Annotated in this window: 19 protein-coding genes, 4 tRNA genes, 1 other RNA gene and 1 pseudogene; 14 read left to right on the forward strand and 11 right to left on the reverse strand. The window is 71.1% G+C overall.

Annotated features, from left to right (window positions below; translation table 11 throughout):
* Positions 1–23: 23 nt before the first annotated feature.
* The 3 genes from ACFYUZ_RS07635 to ACFYUZ_RS07645 all read right to left on the reverse strand — a co-directional run bounded on the left by ACFYUZ_RS07635 (position 24) and on the right by ACFYUZ_RS07645 (position 3428).
* Positions 24–2279 (reverse strand): FtsX-like permease family protein, encoded by a 2256-nt coding sequence (locus ACFYUZ_RS07635; protein ID WP_389306959.1) that lies wholly within the window; start codon positions 2277–2279, stop codon positions 24–26.
* A complete protein-coding gene (locus ACFYUZ_RS07640; RefSeq protein ID WP_389306960.1) occupies positions 2276–2950 on the reverse strand; it encodes an ABC transporter ATP-binding protein in 675 nt (224 codons plus the stop codon). The genes ACFYUZ_RS07635 and ACFYUZ_RS07640 overlap by 4 nt, the downstream gene beginning before the upstream one ends.
* Before the next feature lie 64 nt (positions 2951–3014).
* Positions 3015–3428 carry a hypothetical protein gene (locus ACFYUZ_RS07645; RefSeq protein WP_389306961.1) on the reverse strand — a complete coding sequence of 138 codons (414 nt, stop codon included), beginning with the start codon at positions 3426–3428 and terminating at the stop codon, positions 3015–3017.
* Positions 3429–3691: 263 nt separating this feature from the next.
* Between ACFYUZ_RS07645 and ACFYUZ_RS07650 the strand changes: the two are divergent.
* Positions 3692–4111, forward strand: a pseudogene (locus ACFYUZ_RS07650) (hypothetical protein).
* A gap of 75 nt (positions 4112–4186) precedes the next feature.
* Here the strand turns inward: ACFYUZ_RS07650 and ACFYUZ_RS07655 are convergent.
* Positions 4187–4274: transfer RNA gene (locus tag ACFYUZ_RS07655), tRNA-Ser, on the reverse strand.
* 118 nt (positions 4275–4392) lie between these two features.
* On the opposite strand from ACFYUZ_RS07655, the gene ffs reads away from it, so the two are divergent.
* The 6 genes from ffs to ACFYUZ_RS07685 all read left to right on the forward strand — a co-directional run bounded on the left by ffs (position 4393) and on the right by ACFYUZ_RS07685 (position 13118).
* An RNA gene (gene ffs / locus ACFYUZ_RS07660) (signal recognition particle sRNA small type) lies at positions 4393–4491 on the forward strand.
* Positions 4492–4625: 134 nt separating this feature from the next.
* Complete coding sequence (locus ACFYUZ_RS07665) at positions 4626–6740, forward strand: DNA polymerase III subunit gamma and tau (protein ID WP_389306962.1); 2115 nt, start codon at positions 4626–4628, stop codon at positions 6738–6740.
* Between the two features lie 61 nt (positions 6741–6801).
* Positions 6802–8055 carry a phosphoribosylamine--glycine ligase gene (purD, locus tag ACFYUZ_RS07670; RefSeq protein WP_389306963.1) on the forward strand — a complete coding sequence of 418 codons (1254 nt, stop codon included), beginning with the start codon at positions 6802–6804 and terminating at the stop codon, positions 8053–8055.
* A 280-nt stretch (positions 8056–8335) separates the two neighbouring features.
* Positions 8336–10390, forward strand: a complete 2055-nt coding sequence (locus ACFYUZ_RS07675) for a hypothetical protein (RefSeq protein ID WP_389306964.1) — start codon at positions 8336–8338, stop codon at positions 10388–10390.
* Positions 10391–10603: 213 nt separating this feature from the next.
* Entirely contained in the window at positions 10604–12064 is a 1461-nt protein-coding gene (locus ACFYUZ_RS07680; protein WP_389306965.1) for a N,N-dimethylformamidase beta subunit family domain-containing protein, read from the forward strand.
* Between the two features lie 142 nt (positions 12065–12206).
* The gene (locus ACFYUZ_RS07685; RefSeq protein ID WP_389306966.1) at positions 12207–13118 is read left to right on the forward strand and encodes a phosphoribosylaminoimidazolesuccinocarboxamide synthase; all 912 of its coding nucleotides are present in this window, start codon (positions 12207–12209) and stop codon (positions 13116–13118) included.
* Positions 13119–13161: 43 nt separating this feature from the next.
* On the opposite strand, the gene ACFYUZ_RS07690 is transcribed toward ACFYUZ_RS07685, so the two are convergent.
* The 4 genes from ACFYUZ_RS07690 to ACFYUZ_RS07705 form a co-directional block, all read right to left on the reverse strand.
* Positions 13162–13237: transfer RNA gene (locus tag ACFYUZ_RS07690), tRNA-Gly, on the reverse strand.
* A 201-nt stretch (positions 13238–13438) separates the two neighbouring features.
* Positions 13439–13511: transfer RNA gene (locus ACFYUZ_RS07695), tRNA-Gly, on the reverse strand.
* Between the two features lie 84 nt (positions 13512–13595).
* Positions 13596–13667, reverse strand: a tRNA-Gly gene (locus tag ACFYUZ_RS07700).
* A 121-nt stretch (positions 13668–13788) separates the two neighbouring features.
* Positions 13789–14130: an Lsr2 family protein gene (locus ACFYUZ_RS07705; protein WP_389306967.1), complete on the reverse strand. Its 342-nt coding sequence runs from the start codon at positions 14128–14130 to the stop codon at positions 13789–13791.
* A gap of 365 nt (positions 14131–14495) precedes the next feature.
* Here ACFYUZ_RS07705 and purS point away from each other — a divergent pair, with 365 nt between their 5' ends.
* The 3 genes from purS to purL are packed head-to-tail and all read left to right on the forward strand — an operon-like array spanning position 14496 to position 17667.
* Complete coding sequence (gene purS / locus ACFYUZ_RS07710; RefSeq protein ID WP_015035032.1) at positions 14496–14741, forward strand: phosphoribosylformylglycinamidine synthase subunit PurS; 246 nt, start codon at positions 14496–14498, stop codon at positions 14739–14741.
* On the forward strand, positions 14738–15418 hold the full coding sequence (purQ, locus tag ACFYUZ_RS07715; protein ID WP_225804323.1) for a phosphoribosylformylglycinamidine synthase subunit PurQ: 681 nt from the start codon (positions 14738–14740) through the stop codon (positions 15416–15418). The genes purS and purQ overlap by 4 nt, the downstream gene beginning before the upstream one ends.
* Complete coding sequence (purL, locus tag ACFYUZ_RS07720) at positions 15418–17667, forward strand: phosphoribosylformylglycinamidine synthase subunit PurL (protein ID WP_389306968.1); 2250 nt, start codon at positions 15418–15420, stop codon at positions 17665–17667. The genes purQ and purL overlap by 1 nt, the downstream gene beginning before the upstream one ends.
* Positions 17668–17721: 54 nt before the next feature.
* On the opposite strand, the gene ACFYUZ_RS07725 is transcribed toward purL, so the two are convergent.
* Positions 17722–18129 carry a nuclear transport factor 2 family protein gene (locus ACFYUZ_RS07725; protein ID WP_389306969.1) on the reverse strand — a complete coding sequence of 136 codons (408 nt, stop codon included), beginning with the start codon at positions 18127–18129 and terminating at the stop codon, positions 17722–17724.
* 66 nt (positions 18130–18195) lie between these two features.
* Between ACFYUZ_RS07725 and ACFYUZ_RS07730 the strand changes: the two genes are divergently transcribed.
* The 4 genes from ACFYUZ_RS07730 to purM all read left to right on the forward strand — a co-directional run bounded on the left by ACFYUZ_RS07730 (position 18196) and on the right by purM (position 22735).
* Positions 18196–18984 carry a sterol carrier family protein gene (locus tag ACFYUZ_RS07730; RefSeq protein ID WP_389306970.1) on the forward strand — a complete coding sequence of 263 codons (789 nt, stop codon included), beginning with the start codon at positions 18196–18198 and terminating at the stop codon, positions 18982–18984.
* 65 nt (positions 18985–19049) lie between these two features.
* Positions 19050–19868 (forward strand): META domain-containing protein, encoded by an 819-nt coding sequence (locus tag ACFYUZ_RS07735; RefSeq protein WP_389306971.1) that lies wholly within the window; start codon positions 19050–19052, stop codon positions 19866–19868.
* A 216-nt stretch (positions 19869–20084) separates the two neighbouring features.
* On the forward strand, positions 20085–21611 hold the full coding sequence (gene purF / locus ACFYUZ_RS07740) for an amidophosphoribosyltransferase (protein ID WP_356904443.1): 1527 nt from the start codon (positions 20085–20087) through the stop codon (positions 21609–21611).
* Between the two features lie 44 nt (positions 21612–21655).
* Positions 21656–22735 (forward strand): phosphoribosylformylglycinamidine cyclo-ligase, encoded by a 1080-nt coding sequence (gene purM, locus ACFYUZ_RS07745; protein WP_389306972.1) that lies wholly within the window; start codon positions 21656–21658, stop codon positions 22733–22735.
* 132 nt (positions 22736–22867) lie between these two features.
* On the opposite strand, the gene ACFYUZ_RS07750 is transcribed toward purM, so the two are convergent.
* Both ACFYUZ_RS07750 and ACFYUZ_RS07755 read right to left on the reverse strand, forming a co-directional pair.
* Positions 22868–23122, reverse strand: a complete 255-nt coding sequence (locus ACFYUZ_RS07750; protein ID WP_352017950.1) for a DUF3073 domain-containing protein — start codon at positions 23120–23122, stop codon at positions 22868–22870.
* A gap of 289 nt (positions 23123–23411) precedes the next feature.
* Positions 23412–24503 (reverse strand): Leu/Phe/Val dehydrogenase, encoded by a 1092-nt coding sequence (locus ACFYUZ_RS07755; RefSeq protein ID WP_389306974.1) that lies wholly within the window; start codon positions 24501–24503, stop codon positions 23412–23414.
* Between the last annotated feature and the right edge of the window lie 75 nt (positions 24504–24578).

Genomic DNA, 24578 nt, shown 5'->3' on the forward strand with positions numbered 1-24578 from the left:
GGGGCCCCACCGCCCACCGGGGATCAATCCCGCCGGATGTGCTCGGGATCGATGTGCCGCCGCACCATGGGGACGGAGGCGACGGCGGCGACGAGCACGACCCCCAGCGCGGAGGCGAACAGCAGGGGCAACCCGTCCCAGTCCCAGTGCACCGCGCCGCCCCCGGTGATCAGGTAACTGGACTCGGCCAGCCACCCGGTGACGATCGCCGCCCCCAACCCCACCACCAACGGCAACAACACCTGAACCACCTGCACCACCCGCAACGTCCCCGCCCGGGCCCCCAACAACGCGAGCGCGGTGACCTGCCCCCGCCGCTCCAGGGCCCGATCAGCCACGGACACGACGAACGCGGCAACCCCGATCACCAGCCCGAGCACCATCCCGACGACCAGCAGACTCCGAATCACGGTCAACTGAGCGAGCGAGTCGATGACGATCCCCACGGGCTCGACGGAAACGGTGGGGGCGACGGCTCCGATGCCGTCGAGAACGGCGCGGACGGTGGTGGGGTCGGAGGGGCTGACGAGAACGAAGCGGGCGTCTGCGAGCTGAGCGTTCTGGGGGAGCAGCGAGGGGGGAATGAGCAGGCTTGGTCCGCCGAACTCTGAGGGGTCGTAAGCCTGAATGGTCACAGTGTCCCGAGGGACGGAGACATTCAGCTTTTCCCCATTGCTGAGCAGAAATGGGAAGTTGCGGCCGAGGCGGGCGTTCTTATCGAACAAGAAGGTCGGATCCTCGATCCGTAGGACCTTGCCGTCAATGCAGCCGTGCGTAGTTTTGGTGAAGGCAGCCAATTGGGCGCACGTAGCAACAACGCCTTGGATGGTGGGCAGGTCCTCTTCCAACGTGGCCACCCATGACTGGACGGCCAGGCCATGGGCCTGTACTCCGCTCAAAGCGGTCATCTCTGAGCGCTGTCGCGTACTCAACTCTGCTGCGGGAAGGCTGTACTCCTGGACCGGGGCCGTTCGCCGACTGACCTGATCCAACTCGATGAGCACCCCCTGTGTGAGCGAGGCACCGAACACCAACAGTACGAGCCCGGTGACCACCCGCAGGGCGCTTCCCGGATCGACCTCCGTGCGTCGCATGGCCAGCGACAGTGGCAGCGATTGCGACATTCCCGCCAGACGTCGCGAGATCCATGCCGTGATCGGCGCCAGGCCGAACACAAGCCCTGCCCCGGTCATCAGCACCGCGCCGGGAACCAGCACGGCGCCGGCCGATCCACCTGACGGATTCCGTCCCATCGCGCTGAGCAGGCAGTACCCGCTGATGATTCCGAGCCCGGGGATCAGCAGCAGCATCCCGTACTTCTTCGGAGGCTTACGCTCGCCGGTCCGGCGCACACTGATGGGCGACTGGGCCGCTCGCCGCGCACTGAACTGGCCCACGACCCAGGCGAGGGCCGGGCACCCCACTAGACACACGGCGATGGTCGTCCCGTCCGGCCGCCCATCGGCCGGGTACCAGCGCAAGCCGGGCAGCCCGACCCACGCCATGACCTCATTGATTCCGAGATATCCGATGAGTCCGGCCATGGCCCCGACGAAGGCGGCGACCACGCTCTCTCCGGCATTGACCCGCAGGGTGTCCCGCATGCTGAGGCCGACGAGCCGGAGTGCGGCGAGCCGACGCGCACGTGACTCCCCGGAGAGCCGGGCACAGACGGAAAGGAAGATGACGAGCGGGAGCAGCACGATGCAGCCGAGGGTGAACCGCAGGATGTCCAGGGTGGAGGGGTCGATGACCTCATGTTTCGTGTGCGCAGCGCCGAAACGGCCGAGTGATGTCGCCCCGCTCAGTTCATCGGCGTCGGTGCCGATATAGGCGTACAGCTCGTCCGGCCCACCCAGACCCGCCGGGGAAATGGTGCCGATCACGCGGCCGGGCACGAGTCCTGCGGCGCGCGGGTTGGCCGCCAGGATCTCGCCCAGCTTCGGTGAAACGATCGCTTCGCCCGCACGAGGGAGTGCCCTGATTCCCGGAGGAACCGGCAGGGGGCCGACACCTTTGTGACCGATGAAGACACGCCGCAGCGGTTGCGAGCCGTAGGGGTCCAGGAATTCCTGGTAGACGGCGTTCTTGTTCGCACCTGGAACGACCGCGCGGCTCGTCACCCGGGCATCGTTGGCGGCGATGATCGTCGGGATGGTGAGTGCGGCGGCCAGACAGGCGACCCCGAGTGCGGATCCGAGCGCCATCAGGAGGAAGCGGACCCGAGCCCGGCGCCCGCTTCCCCACAGCAGACGCATGCCGAGGACGAACGCGTTCACACGGTCACCCGTTGGGCCAGCACACCGTCCGACATCGTGTACTGGGTGTCGGCCTTCGCGGCGACGTCGGCGTCGTGCGTGACGATGACGACGGCCGTCTTCTGCCTTCTCGCCAGCTGAAGGAATTCATCGAGCACGGCGGCCGCGTTGATGCTGTCGAGCGCCCCGGTGGGCTCGTCCGCGAACACCACGTCCGGCCGGTGGACCAGAGCCCGTGCCACAGCCACACGCTGGATCTGGCCACCCGACAGCTTCGACGTCCTGCGCCGTAGCAGGTCGCCCATCCCGAGGCGCCCCAGCACCTGGGCCGCCATGGCGTGGGCGTGGGTCTTGCTGATCCCGGCGAGCCGGAGGGGGAGCGCCGCGTTCTCCTCGACGGTCAGCTCCGGCAGCAGCTCCCCGTACTGGAAGACGAAGCCCAGACGCGTACGGCGTAACGCGCTGAGTTCCCCGTCGGGGAGCGACGAGAGCTGCTCCCCGTCGAAGGCCACCGTGCCGTTGGAGGGCGGCAGAACTCCAGCGAGGCAATACAGCAGGGACGACTTGCCCGACCCGCTGCTGCCCATGATGGCGGCCACTTCGCCGCGCCTGAGCGTGAAATCGGCACCGGTCACAGCCTGCTGGGTGCCGTAGAAGAGATCCACGCCCTCGGCGCGGAGGATGACGTCCATCGTGGTGCGCACTCCTTTGGGAGCGGGAGCCACCGGTGAGCGGCCCCCGCGAAGGTCGACTGCCCTAATTGCGCTTGAAGGACCTCGTCGGAGAGCAGTTGTCAGGGTGCAGGGAACCGCGGTTCTGGCACACCCGTACCTCAGCCGTGTTCGTGTACCGGCTGGCGCCGTCGTGGACGAGCTTGTCGATCCAGACGTCCTTCTTCTGCACACCGTCGAAGCGATTCCACCCGTAGCCGTGCACCTTCACCTGCAAATACACGTTGTGGTTGTCGTCCAGGCCGACGTCACGCAGTGTGCCCTTGATGTGGAAGGCGCCCTGCTGTACCTCAGCGGGCTCCCACTTGTACTTCCCGCCCGCGAAGCGTGCTCCGGTCGTCTTGAAGAGCGCCAGGCCGTGCCACGAATCGGCCGCCGCCACCCCCGCCCCTCCGACGAACAACCCAACGGCCCCCACCACTGCAGCCAACTTCCTCATGGATGTCCCCTGTTTTGATCGTGCCGACTGGCCATCGACTGGTCATCACAGAAAGTAGCGGCATCGCTACCGGACGGATCGAGCAGGAACGTCCCTTCCTCCGATCACCCCCCGATCCGGTGAACAGCCCCTGCCGGAAGGCCCGTTCAGCCCTCCGGGCGTCGGGTGCCTCGCATGCGCGCCCGGCGGGCGGCCCGCCGCCGTAGGAGTGATCGCCGGTGCGCCTGCGTGAAGGGCCCCGTCGCCACCCCCAGGATGCGCCCATCCGTCCTTCCTCTTCTCTGCTGGGCCGCGCCCTCGTCCCGTTCGTCGCCGCCGTCGCCCTCCTGGGCACCGCCGGCTCGTCCGTGGTCGGTGCGGCCGAGGCGTGCGGGTCCGTCAACACGGCGCCCCTCGCCCCTCCCGTCTCCGCCGACGACCCCTGCCCCAGCGCCGACCCGGTCGTGTGCCGCATCCGCGTTCTGTCGATGGACGAGAAGGTCGAGGCCTAGCGGACCCGGATGCGCTACCACGGGCTCCTGGAGGAGCGGAACATCGCCAAGTACGGCAACCCCCTCGGCCCCACCGCGGACCAGCTGTACGCCAAGTACGGATCCTGGCAGCAGGTCATCGACGCGTCGATGCGGACGAGCTACGCCGTCGACCGCGAGCTGAGCCTCGAGTACCGCCCCTGCCCCGTGTAGGAGAGACGGACGGCACACGTCGAAGGGCCCCACCGCGAACGGTGGGGCCCTTCGACAACGTGCCCGGTGAGGCACTGGCGGAGGATACGAGATTCGAACTCGTGAGGGGTTGCCCCCAACACGCTTTCCAAGCGTGCGCCCTAGGCCTCTAGGCGAATCCTCCGGGGAGAACATTACATGACCGGGAGGGGTGCTCGCGCACGTCATCTCGGCGTGGGGGTGGGCGAGGGGTGCAGGTCGGGGAGGGGGGACCGGTGGGGGTCGGGATCGGGTACGCTGGGCGGAGCCCCTCACGCGGTGCTATCTGACTGAACTCCCCCAGGGCCGGAAGGCAGCAAGGGTAGGTCGGCTCTGGCAGGTGCGTGGGGGGCGCTTGCTTTCCCCGGGCCTTCTCGTTCCGGGCCTTCTCGTTCGGGCCTCCCGTGCCGCGTCCCGCGCCGGCCCCGTGCCCCGCTCCTCCCGTTCCCGTTCCCGTTTTCCCGGGTTGTCGGTGGGCGCCTATAACCTCGTATACGTGTCGTCTCTCGCGCTGTACCGCCGCTACCGCCCCGAGTCCTTCGCCGAGGTCATCGGGCAGGAGCATGTCACCGACCCGTTGCAGCAGGCCCTGCGGAACAACCGGGTCAATCACGCGTACCTGTTCAGCGGGCCCCGCGGGTGCGGCAAGACGACCAGTGCGCGCATTCTCGCGCGGTGCCTGAACTGCGAGCAGGGGCCCACGCCCACCCCGTGCGGCGAGTGCCAGTCCTGTCGGGACCTCGCGCGGAACGGGCCGGGGTCGATCGACGTCATCGAGATCGACGCCGCCTCCCACGGTGGTGTGGACGACGCCCGTGACCTGCGCGAGAAGGCCTTCTTCGGGCCCGCCTCCAGCCGGTACAAGATCTACATCATCGACGAGGCCCACATGGTCACCTCGGCGGGCTTCAACGCCCTCCTGAAGGTGGTCGAGGAGCCGCCGGAGCACCTCAAGTTCATCTTCGCCACCACCGAGCCGGAGAAGGTCATCGGGACCATCCGGTCCCGGACCCACCACTACCCCTTCCGGCTCGTGCCGCCGGGGACGCTCCGGGACTACCTCGGTGAGGTGTGCGGACGCGAGGGCATTCCCGTCGAGGACGGGGTGCTGCCGCTGGTCGTCCGCGCCGGCGCCGGTTCCGTGCGTGACTCGATGTCGGTGATGGACCAGCTGCTCGCCGGCGCCGCCGACGACGGTGTGACGTATTCCATGGCCACCTCCCTCCTCGGATACACGGACGGGTCGCTGCTCGACTCCGTCGTCGACGCGTTCGCGGCCGGGGACGGCGCCGCCGCCTTCGAGGTCGTCGACCGGGTCGTCGAGGGCGGGAACGACCCCCGGCGGTTCGTCGCCGACCTGCTGGAGCGGCTGCGGGACCTCGTGATCCTCGCCGCCGTGCCCGACGCCGCCGAGAAGGGGCTCATCGACGCCCCCGCCGACGTCATCGAGCGCATGCAGGCCCAGGCGTCCGTCTTCGGCGCGGCCGAGCTGAGCCGTGCGGCCGACCTCGTCAACGCCGGGCTGACCGAGATGCGCGGGGCCACCTCGCCCCGGCTGCAGCTGGAACTGATCTGCGCCCGCGTGCTGCTGCCCGCCGCCTTCGACGACGAGCGTTCCCTCCAGGCCCGGCTCGACCGGCTGGAGCGCGGGGCGGCCGCCGCGCCCGCGCCCGTCTTCACGCCCGGGCCCCCGGCGCCCGCCATGGCATACGTGCCCGGCCCCGAGGCCCACACCCCGATGGCCCCGCCCCCGCCGGCCCCCGTGCCCGCCCCCGTCCAGCCGCCGGCCCCCGCGCCCGCGCCGCAGGAGCAGCCCGCCGCGGCCCGGCCTGGTGCCTGGCCGGGTGCCGCCACCCCCGGCGGCGGCGCGCCCGGTGCCTGGCCCGGCGCGTCCGCGGCGCCCGCCGCCCCGGCCCCCGCGCCCGTACAGGCGCAGCCCGCGCCGCAGGCCCCGGCCGCCGCGGGTGGCGGCGGGGACACGGCCCAGGTGCGGAACCTGTGGCCGCAGATCCTCGACGCCGTCAAGAACCGGCGCCGCTTCACCTGGATCCTGCTCAGCCAGAACGCCCAGGTGGCGGGGTTCGACGGCACGACGCTCCAGCTCGGCTTCCTCAACGCCGGTGCCCGGGACAACTTCGCGAGCAGCGGCAGCGAGGACGTCCTCAAGCAGGCCCTCGCCGAGCAGTTCAACGTGAACTGGAAGATCGAGGCGATCATCGACCCCTCGGGCGGCTCCGCGCCCCCGCCCGCCGCCACCGGATTCGGCGGCTCGGGCGGAACCGGAGGCTTCGGCGGCGGAGGCGGCGCCGGTGGTTTCGGTGGCGGTCGGTCCGCCGCGCCCGCGCCCGCCGCCGCTCCCGCACCCGCGTTCCAGCAGGCCCCGGCGCCCGCCCCCGTACAGGCGCAGCCCGCTCCGGCCGCCTCGTTCCAGCAGGCGCCGCCGCCCGCTCCGGCGCCCGCCTACACCCCGCCGGCGCCGCAGCCAGTGGCGCCCGAGGACGACGTCCCGGAGGAGGACGACCCGGACCTCGTGGACTCCGCGCTCTCCGGGCACGACCTGATCGTGCGCGAGCTGGGAGCGACGGTTGTGGAGGAATACACGAACGAGTAGGGCCGTCTCGCTCGGCGACCCGCACAAGGGGCATCCCGCCCCGCGGGCTACCCTGGCAGGCGTGAAGGTCCTCGTCATCGGCGGCGGCGCCCGCGAACACGCCCTGTGCCGCTCTCTCTCCCTCGATCCCGACGTCACCGCTCTGCACTGCGCGCCCGGCAACGCCGGAATCGCGGAGGTCGCGGAGCTGCACGCCGTCGACCAGCTGGACGGCGCGGCCGTCACCGCGCTCGCCACCGAGCTGGGCGCCGAGCTGGTCGTCGTCGGCCCGGAGGCCCCGCTCGTCGCCGGCGTCGCCGACGCCGTCCGCGCGGCCGGCATCCCCGTCTTCGGCCCGTCCCGGGAGGCGGCGCGGCTGGAGGGCTCCAAGGCCTTCGCCAAGGACGTCATGGCCGGCGCCGGGGTCCCCACCGCCCGCAGCTACGTCTGCACCACCCCGGAGGAGATCGACGAGGCGCTCGACGCCTTCGGCGCTCCGTACGTGGTCAAGGACGACGGCCTCGCGGCCGGCAAGGGCGTCGTCGTCACCGAGGACGTCGAGCAGGCGCGGGCGCACGCGCTCGCCTGCGACCGGGTGGTCATCGAGGAGTACCTGGACGGCCCCGAGGTCTCCCTCTTCGCCATCACCGACGGCACCACCGTCCTCCCGCTCCAGCCCGCGCAGGACTTCAAGCGCGCGCTCGACGGCGACGAGGGCCCGAACACCGGCGGCATGGGCGCCTACTCGCCGCTTCCCTGGGCCGACCCGAAGCTGGTCGAGGAGGTCCTGGGGACCGTCCTGCAGCCGACGGTCGACGAGCTGCGCCGCCGCGGCACGCCGTTCTCCGGCCTCCTCTACGCGGGTCTGGCGATCACCGGCCGCGGCGTCCGGGTCATCGAGTTCAACGCGCGCTTCGGCGACCCCGAGACCCAGGTCGTCCTGGCCCGCCTGAAGACCCCGCTCGCGGGCGTCCTGCTGAACTCCGCGAACGGCACCCTGGACGACCAGGCCCCGCTGAGCTGGAGCGACGAGGCCGCCGTCACCGTGGTCGTGGCCTCCCACAACTACCCGGACACCCCGCGCACGGGCGACCCCATCGAGGGCCTGGACGAGGTCGCGGAGAAGGACGCCCCGCACGCGTACGTGCTGCACGCCGGTACGAAGCGGAGCGAGGACGGCGCGGTCCTGAGCGCCGGCGGGCGCGTCCTGTCGGTCACCGCCACCGGTTCGGACCTGGCGCAGGCCCGCGAGCGGGCGTACGCGGCGGTCGGCCGTATCCGCCTTGACGGTTCGCAGCACCGTACGGACATCGCGCGGAAGGCCGCCGAGGCCTGATCCCGCTTGATTCCGGCTGATTTCTCCTGATTCCTCTTGTGGCCGTGTGGTGCGGAACCCGTGAACCACACGGCCACAAGTGCGCCATCACCTTTACCCAAAGCCATTCCATCGAGTGACGGCTCGGCCATACGGATGACGCCCGCCACAGCCCCAACTAGGGTGCGGCGAAGGCATTCCGGCACTTGGCCCACCGGCATTGCGATGTCAGCGGCGGGTGCCACAGTGGGGGAGTGAGCAACACCGCCACAGGCAGTCCCGTCGAGGACAGGAGGGGGTGATGAACGGCGTGTCCGGTACCGGCTCCGTTGTCGGCGAGGAGTGGGGTGCGCGCGCCGCGCGCTCCCGGGCCCTCGCCGTCCTCCGCGTCCGGGGCAGGGCGCTGGGCCTCGCGGTGCTCCCCGCCGCCGTGGCCGTCGTCCTCTACGCGGGCGGGGTCACCGACCACTTCACCGGAGCGGGCTGGGACACGGCCCGCCGGGTCGTGACCGTCCTCGCCGTCGTCGTGCTCCTCGCCGCCGCGGCCGTCGCCCTCGTCGTCACCCGGGCCCGTCCGGCCGCCACGCCGACGGTGGAGCTCGCCGAGTCCGCCGCCCCCGACCTCTACCGGCTCGTCCGCGATCTGGCCGACCGGCTCGGCGTTCCGGCGCCCGCCGCGATAGCCCTCACCCCGGACTGCGACAGCTGGCTGGAGGACCGCACCCACCGGGCCCACCGCCTCCGCCGGACGTCCGGCGGGGACGGCGCCCCGGTCCTGGTCATAGGCTCGCCCTTCCTGTGGTGGATGCGCGTCGGCGAGCTGCGGGCGGTCCTCGCCCCCGTCGTCGCCGGTACGGGACCGGCCGCCCACCCCGACATAGCCGCCGCCCGCCGCTTCGTCCGCGGTCTGGACGCCGCCGTCGCCGTGCCCCGGGACCCCGGCCTCGGCCCGCTCCGCCGGCTCGGGGCCCACGGCGTCGGGCACGTCGCCCGCGTGCTGCTGCGCGCCTGCCGCGGGCACGCCGCCGAGATGGAGCGCGGAGTCGCCGCCGCCGGCTCGGAGCGCGCCCAGGCCGTGGACTACGGCGTGCGGATCGTCGCCCAGGAGCAGGTCGGCCTGGCCTACGCGGGCTGGGACCGGCTGCTCACCCGGGTCGCGCTGCCCGCCTGGCGCATGGGCCGCTGGCCCGCCAAGCTCGACGCGGGCGTGGTCTCCGCCCTCACCGAGCTCTCCCGCCGGGACCGGCTCGCGGAGGGCTTCTCCTCCCGGCTCGGCGAGCGCCCCGCCTGCGACCTCCTGGAGGAGCCCGGCGCCGTCGACGAGGCCACCTCGCTGCTCGCCGCCCGCCTCTTCCACGGCGGTCCGGCCGAGCCCGGCCCCGACTGGGCGCCGGTCGAGTGGAGCCAGTATCCGGAGGAGGTCGTCGACCGGAAGTGGCGCACCGACGCGGCCCGCCTGCACCAGGTCCTCGACGGCCTCGGCGTGGCCGCCCCCGCCGGCGGACCGGCCTCCGGCGCGACCGGCCCGACCCTGACCCGGGTGATGGCCCACCTGACGACCCCCCGCCCCGAACACGAGCCCCAGCACGAGCGCGCCACCGGCACCGAGGAGCTCCAGCGCGAGCGCGCCGCCGTTGCCGACGAGCCCGAGCCACAGCGCGGCACCGGCGCCGACACCGGCCTCGACGGACCAGGACGTGGCGCCGACACCAGTACGGACACCGGCACCGACAAGCCCGGACGCGGCAACGGCCCCGGCGGGCCCGAGCCCCTCCACGTCGCCGCCGAGCACGGGCACGGGGCCGAGCCCCGCCCCGAGCTCGCCGCCCCCGTCGACGAGCCCGGGCTCGGCCCCGACCTCGCCTCCGACCCCGCCCTCCCCACCGGTCCCGAAGAGGACGACGACGAGCCGGTCAATCCCGCCGCCGAGGCGCTCGCCGGGGCGCTCAGCGCGCTCCTCGCGCGGGAGGAGGCGGCCCGGGAGGCCAGGGTCGCCGCGGCGGCCGCGGCCGCCCGCGCCACCGGCAAGGGCGACCGGGCAGGCGCCGCCGCCCCCGACGCCGTCAGCGGCCCCGACGGGCCCCTGCCGCTGTTCCCGCTCCAGCCGCCCCGTACCGGCCGCGACCTGCTCGCCGACCACGTGACCGCGATGGTCTGCTGCGCGGCCGTGGACACCGCCGAGGCCGCTCCCGGCCTCGACTGGCTCGACGGGCCCGCCCTGCTCGTCGGCGGCGAGCGCGCGGCGGACCTCGGGCCCCGGGTCCTCGCGCTCGTGGAGGACGGCGACCCGGAGCCGCTGCGGGCCTGGCTCGCCCGCACCGGGGTGCGCGCGGAGAAGCCCGTACGCCTGGTCTGAGGCCTCGTGGAAGGACTCCAGCCGGAGTCTCGGCTTCCACTCTCGTCAATTCACGACGAACGGTGACGGAGTGCGTGCGTTATGTGATGTGCTGGAGACCGTCACTGACAGAGGCACGAACCACCGGCACACATCACAGGCGCCGAACAGGCACCGAACACGCATCGAACAGGCACTGACCGGCCGACCGGGGGAGTCGAGGGAGGGGCGCACATGGGGGCGGAGCAGATCAGACGGTGGGAGTCGGGTGCGCTCGCGCACGCCGTCTCCGATCCCTTCGGCCAGGGCCCGCTGCCCTGGCTGCGGGGCTCGGAGAACTACTTCGACGACACCGGCCAGATGGTCCCCTGGTACGCGGACGAGGTCCTGGCCCGGGGCGGCAGCGGCGGCCCGCGCACGGCGGACGACGTCCGGCGCCAGATCAAGGGCTTCGCGTCGGACGGGGCGGTGGCGCCGGGCGAGTCGATCGACTTCCACATCACCGTGGACCCGCCGCAGCAGTTCTCGGTCGACGTCTACCGGATCGGGCACTACGGCGGCGACGGCGCCGCGAAGATCACCACGAGCCCGCGGCTCTCCGGGATCGTCCAGCCGGCCCCGCTCACCGCCGACCGCACGGTCTCCTGTCACCACTGGTGGCAGTCCTGGCGGCTGCAGGTCCCCACGTACTGGTCGATCGGCGCGTACGTCGCCGTCCTCACCACCGCCGACGGCCACCGCTCGCACATCCCCTTCACGGTCCGGGACGACCACCCGGCGGATCTGCTGCTCGTCCTCCCGGACGTGACCTGGCAGGCGTACAACCTCTACCCGGAGGACGGCCACACCGGCGCCAGCCTCTACCACGCCTGGGACGAGGAGGGCCGGCTGCTCGGCGAGGAGGAGGCGGCCGTCACCGTCTCCTTCGACCGTCCGTACGCGGGCGCGGGGCTGCCCCTGCACGTCGGACACGCCTACGACTTCATCCGCTGGGCCGAGCGCTACGGCTACGACCTGGCGTACGCGGAGACCCGTGACCTGCACGCGGGCCGGGTCGATCCGAGCCGCTACCGGGGCCTCGTCTTCCCGGGCCACGACGAGTACTGGTCGGTGCCGATGCGCCGGACCGTCGAACTCGCCCGAGACCAGGGCACCTCGCTCGTCTTCCTCTCCGCCAACACCATGTACTGGCAGGTGGAGCTGGGCCCGTCGCCGTCCGGGGTGCCGGACCGCCTCCTCACCTGCCGCAAGCGGCGCGGCCCCGGCCGCCCCGCCCTCTGGCGCGAGGTCGACCGGCCCGAGCAGCAGCTCCTCGGCATCCAGTACGCGGGCCGGGTGCCCGAGCCGAACCCGCTGGTCGTGCGGAACGCCGACCACTGGCTCTGGGATGCCACCGGGGCGGGCGACGGCGACGAGCTCCCGGGCCTGGTCGCGGGCGAGGCCGATCGCTACTTCCCGCGCACCGCGCTGCCGGAGCACCAGGGACGCATCCTGCTCGCGCACTCGCCCTACCGGGACGGCGAGGGGGCGCTGCGCCACCAGGAGACGAGTCTCTACCGGGCCCCGTCCGGAGCCTGGGTCTTCGCGTCCGGCACGTTCGCCTGGTCGCCGGCGCTGGACCGGCCGGGCCACGTCGACGCCCGGGTCCAGCGCGCCACCGCGAACCTGCTCGACCGGATCTGCAAGAGGGAGTGAGGGAGAGGGGCTGCCCGAGAGGGACTCGCCGAGGGGCTCCCCGAGAGGGACTGAGCGGGGGGTCACAGCTCCTCGCGGCCGGACCCGCCCGGATGTGCGAGAGAATCGGACTCGCTCCTGGATCAACCTACGCGGAGGAACCGTGTCCGGATTCGTAGAAAAGCCCGAGCCCGTCCAGGTCCCGGGCCTGACCCATCTCCACACGGGCAAGGTCCGCGACCTGTACCGGAACGAGGCGGGCGACCTCGTCATGGTGGCGAGCGACCGCATGTCGGCCTACGACTGGGTGCTGCCCACCGAGATCCCCGACAAGGGCAGGGTGCTCACCCAGCTCTCCCTGTGGTGGTTCGACAAGCTCGTCGACCTGGTCCCGAACCACGTGCTCTCCACCGACCTGCCGGCCGGCGCCCCCGCCGACTGGGCGGGGCGCACGCTGGTCTGCAAGTCGCTGAACATGGTCCCGGTCGAGTGCGTGGCCCGCGGCTACCTCACCGGTTCCGGCCTGCTCGAGTACGACGAGTCCCGCACGGTCTGCGGTCTCGCCCTGCCCGAGGGCCTGACCGACGGCTCCGAGCTGCCCGCGCCGATCTTCACCCCGGCGACCAAGGCCGCCGTCGGCGACCACGACGAGAACGTGCCGTACGAGGAGGTCGCCCGCCAGGTCGGCGCCGAGACGGCCGCGCTGCTGCGCCGGACGACGCTCGCCGTCTACTCCCGGGCCCGGGACATCGCCCGCGAGCGCGGGATCATCCTGGCCGACACGAAGTTCGAGTTCGGCTTCGAGAGCACCCCCGAGGGCGACCGCCTGGTCATCGCCGACGAGGTCCTCACCCCGGACTCCTCGCGCTTCTGGCCGGCCTCCGAGTGGGAGCCGGGCCGCGCCCAGCCCTCGTACGACAAGCAGATCGTGCGGAACTGGCTGACCTCGCCGGCCTCCGGCTGGGACCGCAAGAGCGAGCAGCCGCCGCCGGCCCTGCCGCAGGAGGTCGTGGAGAAGACCCGCGCCAAGTACATCGAGGCGTACGAGCTCCTGACCGGCCAGGCCTGGTCCTAGGGAACGAGAAAGCCCCCGGTCGATTCGACCGGGGGCTTCTTCATGGAGCGGACGACGAGATTCGAACTCGCGACCCTCACCTTGGCAAGGTGATGCTCTACCAACTGAGCCACGTCCGCATGCGCCGTAGCGCGCTGCTAACTATACCCAACCCCGCGGGTGCTCGTGACACACCGCCGTGTGGGGCCCTTCACACCCTCAGGACGCCCCCCGGAGCCCTCCGAACACCCTCCAGGCATCTCCGGGAACTCTCCGGCCGGGAACTCTCCGGGAACACGACGAAGGCCCCGGTTCCTGAGAACCGGGGCCTTCGCTCCCTGAGCGGACGACGAGATTCGAACTCGCGACCCTCACCTTGGCAAGGTGATGCTCTACCAACTGAGCCACGTCCGCATTGCTACCGGTCAGCTTTCGCTGCTCGGTGCGAGCACCACTCTACCTGATCCACCGGAGTGGTCGGTAACGCGTTTCTCGCAGAGCGGGTGACAGGGATCGCACACTGCGCCTTCCCCCTGGAAGGGGGCTGTTCTGCTACTGAACTACACCCGCACGCTGCTGGGGACTCGGCTTTTCGGCCTCGCCCCTCGGCGTGATCCAGACTCTAGCGGATCAAGGGGGGTGCAATGCAAATCGGCTCGGTCCGGGTCGGCCGCGGGGCCGGAGCCCCGCCTCAGCTCGCCGCGTGGAAGGCCTCGTAGACGCGCTTCGGGATCCGGCCGCGGGCCGGGACGTCCATCTTGTTGGACTGGGCCCAGGCGCGGACCGCCGCCGGGTCGGGGGCGAGGGCGGTGTGCGTGTACGAGGCGGCCGGGGCGTTCCGGCCGGCCGACGCCCGGGCCGGCAGCTTGCGGCCGGCGGCGAGGTAGGGCGCGAGGGCCTTGCGGAGTTTCTTTGCATTGGCAGCATTCAGGTCGATCTCGTACATCTTCCCGTCGAGGCCGAACGCGACCGTTTCAGCCGCTTCTCCGCCGTCGATGTCGTCGGAGAGAGTGACCACCACACGTTGAGCCACGGATATCGGTCCTTTCCTGCGGCTGCCGCAGTCGAGAGGACGCTTGTGGCGCCCCTGACGTGCGGCGATGCCGACCGTACGGCTGTGCCGGGACAATGCTGCTTTCTTCTGGATTCCTTTGTACAGCGGTGGGCGTCGCATTGTGAAGCCCCGCCAATTGTTTCAGCGTGTCCCGGCGCAATGTGCTCCGCAATATTTCGCTCGAATTTTGTGGGGAGTGTGTGGCCGGGGTTCGGATGCCGTTCGTGTGACGCACACCGCTCCGAACCGGGCTTTTGTAGGATCCTTCAGATCTCTACCCGCGTAGAATTTGGAGGCAGGTACGCTGAGGGAACCGCCCACGCAACACACCACCGGGAGTGCCAGTGGCACGCGTCGTAGTCGACGTCATGCTCAAGCCGGAGATCCTCGACCCTCAGGGGCAGGCGGTGCAGCGTGCACTGCCTCGCCTGGGATTCGCCGGAATCGCCGACGTCCGTCAGGGGAAGCGCTTCGAGCTGGAGGTGGAGGGACCGGTCGACGACGCCGCCCTCGCCCGCATCCATGAGATGGCCGAAACCTTCCTTGCCAACACCGTGATCGAAGACTTCGTCGTGAAGGTGGAGTCGTGACCGCACGCATCGGCGTCGTCACGTTCCCCGGCACGCTCGACGACCAGGACGCGCTGCGTGCCGCCCGCCTGGCGGGCGCCGAGCCCGTGTCGCTCTGGCACCGGGACAAGGACCTCAAGCAGGTCGACGCCGTGGTCCTGGCCGGCGGCTTCTCCTACGGCGACTACCTGCGGGCCGGAGCCATCTCCCGCTTCTCGCCGGTGATGGAGACGATCATCGAGCAGGCGAAGGCGGGCATGCCCGTCCTCGGCATCTGCAACGGCTTCCAGATCCTCACCGAGGCCCATCTGCTGCCGGGCGCGATGCTGCGCAACAACCACCTCCACTTCATCTGCCGCGACCAGAAGCTGCGGGTGGAGAACGCGGAGACCGCCTGGACCTCGGACTACACCGAGGGCCAGGAGATCGAGGTCCCGCTCAAGAACATGGACGGCCGCTACGTCGCCGACGAGCGCACGCTCGACGAGCTGGAGGCCGAGGGGCGGGTCGCCTTCCGCTACCTGGACATGAACCCCAACGGCTCGCTGCGCGACATCGCGGGCATCACCAACGCCGCGGGCAACGTGGTCGGCCTCATGCCGCACCCGGAGCACGCCGTCGAGCCGCTGGTCGGCACCGGCAAGACGGACGGCCTCGGTTTCTTCACCTCGATCCTCAAGAAGCTGGTCAACGCCTGATGAGCCTCGACACCGTCAAGCACGCGAGCGAGACGCCGGACAGCGAGCAGCCCTGGAAGGAGCTCGGCCTCAAGGAGGACGAGTACGCGCGCATCCGCGAGATCCTCGGCCGCCGTCCCACCGGCGCCGAGCTCGCCATGTACTCCGTCATGTGGTCCGAGCACTGCTCCTACAAGAGCAGCAAGGTCCACCTGAAGCAGTTCGGCGAGAAGACCCCCGAGAACGACGCCATGCTCGTCGGCATCGGCGAGAACGCGGGCGTCGTCGACGTCGGCCAGGGGTACGCGGTCACCTTCAAGGTCGAGTCGCACAACCACCCCTCGTACATCGAGCCCTACCAGGGCGCGGCCACCGGCGTCGGCGGCATCGTCCGCGACATCCTCGCCATGGGCGCCCGCCCGGTCGCGGTCGTCGACCCGCTGCGCTTCGGCGCGGCCGACCATCCCGACACCAAGCGCGTGCTGCCCGGTGTCGTCGCCGGCATCGGCGGCTACGGCAACTGCCTGGGCCTGCCGAACATCGGCGGCGAGGTCGTCTTCGACTCCTGCTACCAGGGCAACCCGCTGGTCAACGCCGGCTGCATCGGCGTGATGAAGCACGAGGACATCCACCTCGCCAAGGCCTCCGGCCCCGGCAACAAGGTCATCCTGTACGGCGCCCGCACGGGCGGCGACGGCATCGGCGGCGTCTCGGTCCTCGCGTCCGAGACCTTCGACGACACCAAGCCGACCAAGCGCCCCGCCGTCCAGGTCGGCGACCCCTTCCAGGAGAAGCTCCTCATCGAGTGCACCCTGGAGATCTTCAAGGAGAAGCTCGTCGCGGGCATCCAGGACCTCGGCGGCGCCGGGCTCTCCTGCGCCACGTCCGAGCTGGCCTCCGCCGGTTCCGGCGGCATGCGGGTCGACCTCGACAAGGTGCACCTGCGCGACGCGACGCTCTCGCCCGAGGAGATCCTCATGAGCGAGTCGCAGGAGCGCATGTGCGCGATCGTCGAGCCGCAGCACGTCGACCGCTTCCTGGAGATCTGCGAGAAGTGGGACGTCATCGCCGTCGTCATCGGCGAGGTGACCGAGGGCGAGCGCCTGGAGATCTTCTGGCACGGCGAGCAGATCGTCGACGTGCCGCCGCGCTCCGTCGCCCACGAGGGCCCGACCTACCACCGGCCGTTCGCGCGCCCGGACTGGCAGGACGAGCTCCAGGCCGACGACGCCGGCAAGCTGCCCCGGCCGCAGGACGGCGCCGAGCTGAAGGACCAGGTCCTCAAGCTCGTCTCCTCCCCGAACCAGGCCTCGAAGTCCTGGATCACGGACCAGTACGACCGGTTCGTGCAGGGCAACACGGTCCTGGCGCAGCCCGAGGACGCGGGCATGGTCCGCATCGACGAGGAGACCAACCTCGGCGTGGCCATGGCGACCGACGGCAACGGCCGGTACGCCAAGCTCGACCCGTACACGGGCGCGCAGCTCGCGCTGGCGGAGGCGTACCGCAACGTCGCCGCCTCCGGCGCCAAGCCGCTCGCGATCTCGGACTGCCTGAACTTCGGTTCGCCCGAGGACCCGGCCGTGATGTGGCAGTTCGCCGAGGCCACCCGTGGTCTCGCGGACGGCTGCCTCCAGCTGGGCACCCCGGTCACCGGCGGCAACGTGTCGCTGTACAACCAGACCGGTGAGGTCGCCATCCACCCGACGCCCGTCGTGGCCGTCCTCGGTGTGATCGACGACGTGAACCGCCGCACCCCGATCGCCTTCGCGGAAGAGGGCCAGCTCCTCTACCTGCTCGGCGACACCAAGGAGGAGTTCGGTGGTTCGGCCTGGTCCGAGGTGATCCACCAGCACCTCGGCGGCATGCCGCCGGCCGTGGACCTCGACCGGGAGAAGCTGCTCGGCGAGATCCTGATCTCGGCCTCGCGCGACGGCATGATCGACGCGGCGCACGACCTGTCCGACGGCGGTCTCGTGCAGGCGGTCGTCGAGTCCTGCCTGCGCGGCGGGAACGGCGCGCGCCTGGTCGTCCCGGAGGGCCTGGACGCGTTCACGTTCCTCTTCAGCGAGTCGGCCGGCCGTGCGGTCGTCGCCGTCCCGCGCAGCGAGGAGCTCCGCTTCACCGACATGTGCGGTGCGCGGGGTCTGCCGGCGACCCGGATCGGTGTCGTCGACGGCGACGCGGTGGACGTCCAGGGCGAGTTCAGCCTCTCCCTGGAGGAGCTGCGCACCGCCCACGAGGCGACGATCCCCGGCCTGCTGGCCTGATCGCTCCCGTACGGAACGGAGCCCCCGCCCGGGAAGGGCGGGGGCTCCGTGCTGTCAGCCGGTGCCCCAGAAGGAGTCCGTCTCCGTGATGTCGGCGACGCACTCGTCGATGTCGGAGACCTTCCCGCCGATGATCGTGAGGAAGAGGCCGCCCTCCATCTCGATGCCCCGGTCGCCCCGGTCGGCGTGCCACTTGTGGACGGCCATGACGTGGCCCCTGCCGTCCGGGTAGACGGCCTTCAGATCCGAGCGGAAGGTGCCGTCGGTCAGCTCGGAGAGCTTCGCGTAGTGGCCCAGGATGTTGTCCCGGCCCTTGAAGTGCCCGGACATCTGGCTCTCGCCGGGCGAGTGATGGGTGCAGTCGCTGGTCATCAGGGAGGTCAGCGTCTCCATGTCACCGTTGCTGAAGGCTTCGTAGCCCCGGCGTACCAGGGCCGCGTCGGGGTGCTCGTGATGGGTCATGGTCCCGTCGCCTGCTCTCGCTGCGGTTGGCTCCGTTCCTTCCAGTCTCGGGGCTAGCCTCGGGCCATGCCACCTGCCAAGAAGCGTGCCCGCAGTTACGACTCCGCCAAGACGAGGGCGGCCGTCCTGGCCCAGTTCCGGAACGTCCGGGAGGCGGTGACCGCCCTCACGCCCGAGCAGTTGGACGGACCGACCCGGCTGGGGGAGTGGACGGTACGGGACCTGGCGGCGCACCTGACGATGGTGCTCGCGTCCGTGTCCCGGAAGCTCGCGGAGCCCGAGCCGGAGCGGCGTGAACTCACCCTGGTCGACTGGCCTTCGGTCACGGCGACGGCGGCGGGGAGCATCGACGAGGCCACCCGGGCGATCGACACGGCCGACCTGCCGGCGCTGTACGCGGAGACCCTCGCGCGGTACGAGGAGGCGATCGCGGCCGCCTCCGACGAGCGGCTCGTCCGGAGCCGCTTCGGAGCGATGCGGCTCGGGGACTTCCTCGTGACCCGCACCGTCGAACTCGTCGTCCACACCGACGACCTGAACGCGGCGACCGGTGCCGACGTCCCGTACGACCGTCAGGCGCTCGCCGCCTGCACCCGGCTGCTCGCCGACGCGCTCGCGGCGAAGGCGCCGGGCGGGGCGGTCGAGGTGCGGATCCCGCCGTACGCGGTGGTGCAGTGCGTGGAGGGCCCCCGGCACACCCGGGGCACCCCGCCGAACGTGGTGGAGACGGACCCGCTGACCTGGATCAGGCTCGCGACGGGCCGTACGGCATGGGCGGCGGAGCTGGACGCGGCGCACGTCAGCGCGAGCGGGGAGCGCGCGGACCTGAACGACCTCCTGCCCCTCATGGGCTAGGGCCTGATCCGAAAGACGGGCCCCAGTCCCCGGAACCGTACGGCGGGCCGTTCCGTCCCATCGGCATGCCGAAGTCACGCGCACTCGCCGTCCTGGTCCCCCTCCTTCTGCTCACCGCCTGCGGCACGGGAGGAGGGGAGGGAGGCGGCGCGGGCGCGGGAGAGCCCGATCTGCCGGTCGCCGGCACGCACTGGACGGTCGACGCCGTCACGGTCGACGGCCGCAGGTCGGCCGCGCCCGACGGGGCGCGCGTCGACTTCGAGGACGGCCGTGCCCGGGGGAACAGCGGCTGCAACACCTTCGACGCCGGTGTGGTGGTCCGGGGCGACACCCTCACGGTCTCCCAGGACGGGGTGACCGAGATCGGCTGTCCCGCCGACCGGCAGCGCTTCGAGAAGGAGCTGCTCAAGGCCTTCTCGGGCCCGTTGAAGGGGACCCTGAAGGGCGCCGGCCTCCGGCTCGCCTCGGCCGACGGGCGCAACGGTGTGGAGCTGACGGCCGAGGAGGAGGCCCCGCTGCGGGGCACCACGTGGAAGGTCGACGGGCTGGTCTCGGGGTCCGGCGACGGGGACACGGCGTCCTCCCTTCCCGCCGGGAGCGGGACCAAGGCGCGGTTCGTCGTCGGTGCCGACGGCCGGATCACCGGGAACCTGGGCTGCAACGACTTCTCCGCGACCGCCCGCGTCGACGAGAAGGCCCGGACCCTCACCGTCGAGGGTCCGGCGGCGACGACCCGGATGATGTGCACGAGCCCGCAGATGAAGCTGGAGACGAAGCTGTACGAGCTCCTCGACGGCCCGCTCGGGTATCGGCTGAACCACCGAACGCTGACCCTCACCGACGCCTCCGGCGAGGGCCTCACGGCGACCGCGGCCGCCCGCTGAGCGGACGCCGACTGCGGCGTCCGTCACATCGCGGGACCACACCGGGCCTGGTACGAGCGTCCGCTCGTCCGGGCCCGGTGGCCGGAAACCCTTACCCCGCCTGCTTTGTGGGCCCCTCCAAGCGGCAATCGATCATTTCGTGCGATCGCACGAGTGCGGGCACCCCCGCTTTTCCTCAATTCGGACCAGTGGTCGAGCCCGTCTACACTCGGAAACGTGCCACGCGGAGACGGTCGACTCAATCACGATCTGCTCCCCGGTGAGAAAGGCCCCCAGGACGCTTGTGGCGTCTTCGGTGTCTGGGCTCCGGGTGAAGAGGTCGCAAAGCTCACGTACTTCGGGCTCTACGCCCTCCAGCATCGGGGTCAGGAATCCGCGGGAATCGCGGTCAGCAATGGCTCCCAGATCCTCGTCTTCAAGGACATGGGCCTCGTGTCCCAGGTCTTCGACGAGACTTCTCTCGGTTCCCTCCAAGGTCATATCGCGGTCGGTCACGCCCGCTACTCGACCACCGGGGCCTCCGTGTGGGAGAACGCGCAGCCGACGTTCCGGGCGACCGCCCACGGCTCGATCGCGCTCGGCCACAACGGCAACCTGGTGAACACGGCGCAGCTCGCCGAGATGGTCGCAGACCTGCCCAAGAAGGAAGGCCGCGCGACCCAGGTCGCCGCCACCAACGACACCGACCTGGTCACCGCGCTCCTCGCGGGCCAGGTGGCCGAGGACGGCACCCCGCTCACCATCGAGCAGGCGGCCGCGAAGGTCCTCCCCGACGTCCGGGGCGCCTTCTCCCTCGTCTTCATGAACGAGCACACGCTCTACGCGGCCCGTGACCCGCAGGGCATCCGCCCGCTGGTCCTCGGCCGTCTGGAGCGCGGCTGGGTGGTCGCCTCCGAGTCCGCCGCCCTCGACATCTGCGGTGCGACCTTCGTCCGCGAGGTCGAGCCGGGCGAGCTGATCGCGATCGACGAGAACGGCATCCGCACCTCGCGATTCGCGGAAGCGAAGCCCAAGGGCTGTGTCTTCGAGTACGTGTACCTGGCCCGTCCCGACACCGACATCGCCGGGCGGAACGTGTACCTCTCCCGCGTGGAGATGGGCCGCCGCCTCGCGAAGGAGGCACCGGTCGAGGCCGACCTGGTGATAGCGACCCCGGAGTCCGGCACCCCGGCCGCCATCGGCTACGCCGAGGCCTCGGGCATCCCCTTCGGCGCCGGCCTGGTGAAGAACGCCTACGTCGGGCGCACCTTCATCCAGCCCTCCCAGACCATCCGCCAGCTGGGCATCCGGCTGAAGCTGAACCCCCTCAAGGAAGTCATCAAGGGGAAGAAGCTCGTGGTCGTCGACGACTCGATCGTCCGCGGCAACACCCAGCGCGCCCTGGTCCGGATGCTCCGCGAGGCCGGTGCGGCCGAGGTCCACATCCGGATCTCCTCGCCGCCGGTCAAGTGGCCCTGCTTCTTCGGCATCGACTTCGCGACCCGCGCGGAGCTGATCGCCAACGGGATGTCGGTCGAGGAGATCGGCAAGTCGCTGGGCGCGGACTCGCTCTCGTACATCTCCCTGGAGGGGATGATCGAGGCGACCACGATCCAGAAGCCGAACCTCTGCCGTGCCTGCTTCGACGGCGAGTACCCGATGGAGCTGCCGGACCCCGAGCTGCTCGGCAAGCAGCTCCTGGAGACCGAGCTGGCCGCCGGCCCGGCCGCCACCGCGGCCTCCGACGCCCTCCGTCGCCCGTAAGACCCCGCTGCACACCCGCAGTACGACACGAAAGCTCTGAACCCATGTCTCAGACCGACAGTGCCGCAGGCGGCGCCAGCTACGCGTCCGCGGGCGTCGACATCGAAGCGGGCGACCGCGCCGTCGAGCTCATGAAGGAGTGGGTGAAGAAGACGCAGCGCCCCGAGGTCCTCGGCGGCCTCGGCGGCTTCGCCGGCCTCTTCGACGCCTCCGCCCTCAAGCGCTACGAGCGCCCGCTGCTCGCCTCGGCGACCGACGGCGTCGGCACGAAGGTCGACATCGCCCGCCAGATGGGCGTGTACGACACGATCGGCCACGACCTGGTCGCGATGGTCATGGACGACATCGTCGTCTGCGGCGCCGAGCCGCTCTTCATGACCGACTACATCTGCGTGGGCAAGGTCCACCCGGAGCGGGTCGCCGCCATCGTCAAGGGCATCGCCGAGGGCTGTGTCCTCGCCGGCTGCGCCCTGGTCGGCGGCGAGACGGCGGAGCACCCGGGCCTGCTCGGCCCGGACGACTTCGACGTCGCCGGTGCGGGCACGGGCGTCGTGGAGTACGACCGGCTGCTCGGCGCGGACCGTATCCGTACGGGGGACGCGGTCATCGCCATGGCGTCCTCGGGCCTTCACTCCAACGGGTACTCGCTCGTCCGGCACGTGGTCTTCGACCGCGCCGGCATGACCCTCGACCAGCGGGTCGAGGAGCTCGGCCGGACGCTCGGCGAGGAGCTCCTGGAGCCCACGAAGATCTACTCGCTGGACTGCCTGGCCCTCACCCGGACCACGGACGTCCACGCCTTCAGCCACATCACGGGCGGCGGCCTCGCCGCCAACCTGGCGCGGGTGATCCCGGACGGGCTGCACGCCACGGTCGACCGCTCGACCTGGACGCCGGGCGCGATCTTCGACCTGGTCGGCAAGGCCGGTCAGGTGGAGCGCCTGGAGCTGGAGAAGACCCTCAACATGGGCGTCGGCATGATGGCCGTCGTGCCGGCCGAGTCCGTGGAGGTGGCCCTGGCGACCCTGGCGGACCGCGGGGTCGAGGCCTGGGTGGCGGGCGAGATCACCGAGCGCGGGGCGCACGCGACCGGCGCGGAGCTGGTCGGCGACTACGCGAAGTAGTCCTTGCGACATGAAGGCGGGGCGCTCCTGAGGGGCGCCCCGTCGGCGTGTCCGCTTCCACCGGCAGCGGTGTGCGGACAGCACAGAAACCCGGCCGGGTGGCCCCGGTCCGGGTTTCGGTGATTCAGAAGGTCAAGCGCGACGCGGGGACGTGCCAGGACCGGACTCGTCGTCCTCGTCCTCGTCGTCCGTGTTGTAGAGATCCGCGTACTGGGCGTACGGGTCGTCTTCCTCGTCGTCGTCCTCGAACGGCTCGCCATTCGGCGGCTGACTCGAAGTCGAAGCGCCCAGCTCATTGGCCAGACGCGTCAGGTCTGTCCCGCCGCTGCTGTACTTCAGCTGGCGGGCGACCTTGGTCTGCTTGGCCTTTGCCCGGCCGCGCCCCATGGCTCGACCCCCTCGGTGACGGGGCTCGTCGGCCCCAGAGTCTTGACACGCGTTCATGATTCGGAACGGACTCTCGACAGAGAGACCGGTCCGTAGGGCTTCAACGGTACCTGTTTCCGTGGGTCTACGGTACGCCGCGCGCATCACATACCCCGGTACAGAACCTTCGAGGTGCCCTTTCCTCGCTGGTCAATCGCGATTTTAACCTCTTCTGGAGTGCCGACCCGCCGATAGGGGTGAGCGAAGTCTCCCCGGCGACGGGCCGGCCCTCCGTGCCGCGCCGTGCGGATCAGCGGCGGCGGGCGTCCGCCATCCGCTGCTCGGCGATCCGGTCGGCCGCGGCGGCCGGCGGAATGCCGTCGGCCTTCGCACGTGCGAAGATCTCCAGGGTGGTGTCGAAGATCTTCGTCGCCTTCGCCTTGCAGCGGTCGAAGTCGAAGCCGTGCAGCTCGTCGGCGACCTGGATCACGCCACCGGCGTTGACCACGTAGTCGGGCGCGTAGAGGATCCCGCGCGCCTCCAGGTCCTTCTCGATGCCCCCGTGGGCGAGCTGGTTGTTGGCCGCGCCGCAGACGATGCTCGCGGTCAGGAACGGCACGGTCTCCTCGTTCAGGGCACCGCCCAGCGCGCAGGGAGCGTAGACGTCGAGGCCCTCGACGCGGATCAGCGCGTTCGTGTCGGCGACCACGGTGACCTGCGGGTGCTTGTCGGTGATCCGGCGCACCGACTCCTCGCGCACATCGGTGATCACGACCTCGGCGCCGTCCTCCAGGAGGTGCTCGACCAGGTAGTGGCCGACCTTGCCGACGCCGGCGACGCCGACCTTGCGGCCGCGCAGGGTGGGGTCGCCCCAGAGGGTCTGCGCGGCGGCGCGCATGCCCTGGAAGACGCCGAAGGCGGTGAGGACGGAGGAGTCGCCGGCGCCGCCGTTCTCGGGGGAGCGGCCGGTGGTCCACTGGTTGGTGCGGGCGACGACGTCCATGTCGGCGACGTAGGTGCCGACGTCGCAGGCCGTGACGTAGCGGCCGCCGAGGGAGGCGACGAAGCGGCCGTAGGCGAGGAGGAGCTCCTCGGTCTTGATCTGCTCCGGGTCGCCGATGATGACGGCCTTGCCGCCGCCCAGGTCGAGACCGGCCATGGCGTTCTTGTACGACATGCCGCGCGCCAGGTTGAGCGCGTCGGCGATCGCCTCGGCCTCGGTGGCGTACGGGTAGAAGCGGGTGCCGCCGAGGGCGGGGCCCAGGGCGGTGGAGTGGAGGGCGATGACGGCCTTGAGGCCGGTGGCGCGGTCCTGACAGAGGACGACTTGCTCGTGGCCACCCTGCTCCGAGTGGAACAGGGTGTTCAGTACGTCGCCAGGAACGCCGGTCACATCGGTCACGGTGGTGACTCCCAAGTACGAAGCGGCGGTTGCGGCCCTCCCTGTGGGTGGGGGAGGACCAGGTCGGCAAGAGAG

Origin of the sequence: Streptomyces sp. NPDC004266 (assembly GCF_042874095.1) — a bacterium.
Taxonomy (GTDB): domain Bacteria; phylum Actinomycetota; class Actinomycetes; order Streptomycetales; family Streptomycetaceae; genus Streptomyces.

What these genes read in the sequence shown, in the direction of transcription:
- ACFYUZ_RS07730 (WP_389306970.1), top strand. Translation starts at nt 18,196, where the DNA reads ATGCCACCTGCCAAGAAGCGTGCCCGCAGTTACGACTCCGCCAAGACG.
- ACFYUZ_RS07675 (WP_389306964.1), top strand. Translation starts at nt 8,336, where the DNA reads ATGAACGGCGTGTCCGGTACCGGCTCCGTTGTCGGCGAGGAGTGGGGT.
- ACFYUZ_RS07725 (WP_389306969.1), bottom strand. Translation starts at nt 18,129, where the DNA reads ATGACCCATCACGAGCACCCCGACGCGGCCCTGGTACGCCGGGGCTAC.
- ACFYUZ_RS07640 (WP_389306960.1), bottom strand. Translation starts at nt 2,950, where the DNA reads ATGGACGTCATCCTCCGCGCCGAGGGCGTGGATCTCTTCTACGGCACC.
- ACFYUZ_RS07750 (WP_352017950.1), bottom strand. Translation starts at nt 23,122, where the DNA reads ATGGGGCGCGGCCGGGCAAAGGCCAAGCAGACCAAGGTCGCCCGCCAG.
- purM (WP_389306972.1), top strand. Translation starts at nt 21,656, where the DNA reads ATGTCTCAGACCGACAGTGCCGCAGGCGGCGCCAGCTACGCGTCCGCG.
- purL (WP_389306968.1), top strand. Translation starts at nt 15,418, where the DNA reads ATGAGCCTCGACACCGTCAAGCACGCGAGCGAGACGCCGGACAGCGAG.
- ACFYUZ_RS07645 (WP_389306961.1), bottom strand. Translation starts at nt 3,428, where the DNA reads ATGAGGAAGTTGGCTGCAGTGGTGGGGGCCGTTGGGTTGTTCGTCGGA.
- ACFYUZ_RS07735 (WP_389306971.1), top strand. Translation starts at nt 19,050, where the DNA reads ATGCCGAAGTCACGCGCACTCGCCGTCCTGGTCCCCCTCCTTCTGCTC.
- ACFYUZ_RS07680 (WP_389306965.1), top strand. Translation starts at nt 10,604, where the DNA reads ATGGGGGCGGAGCAGATCAGACGGTGGGAGTCGGGTGCGCTCGCGCAC.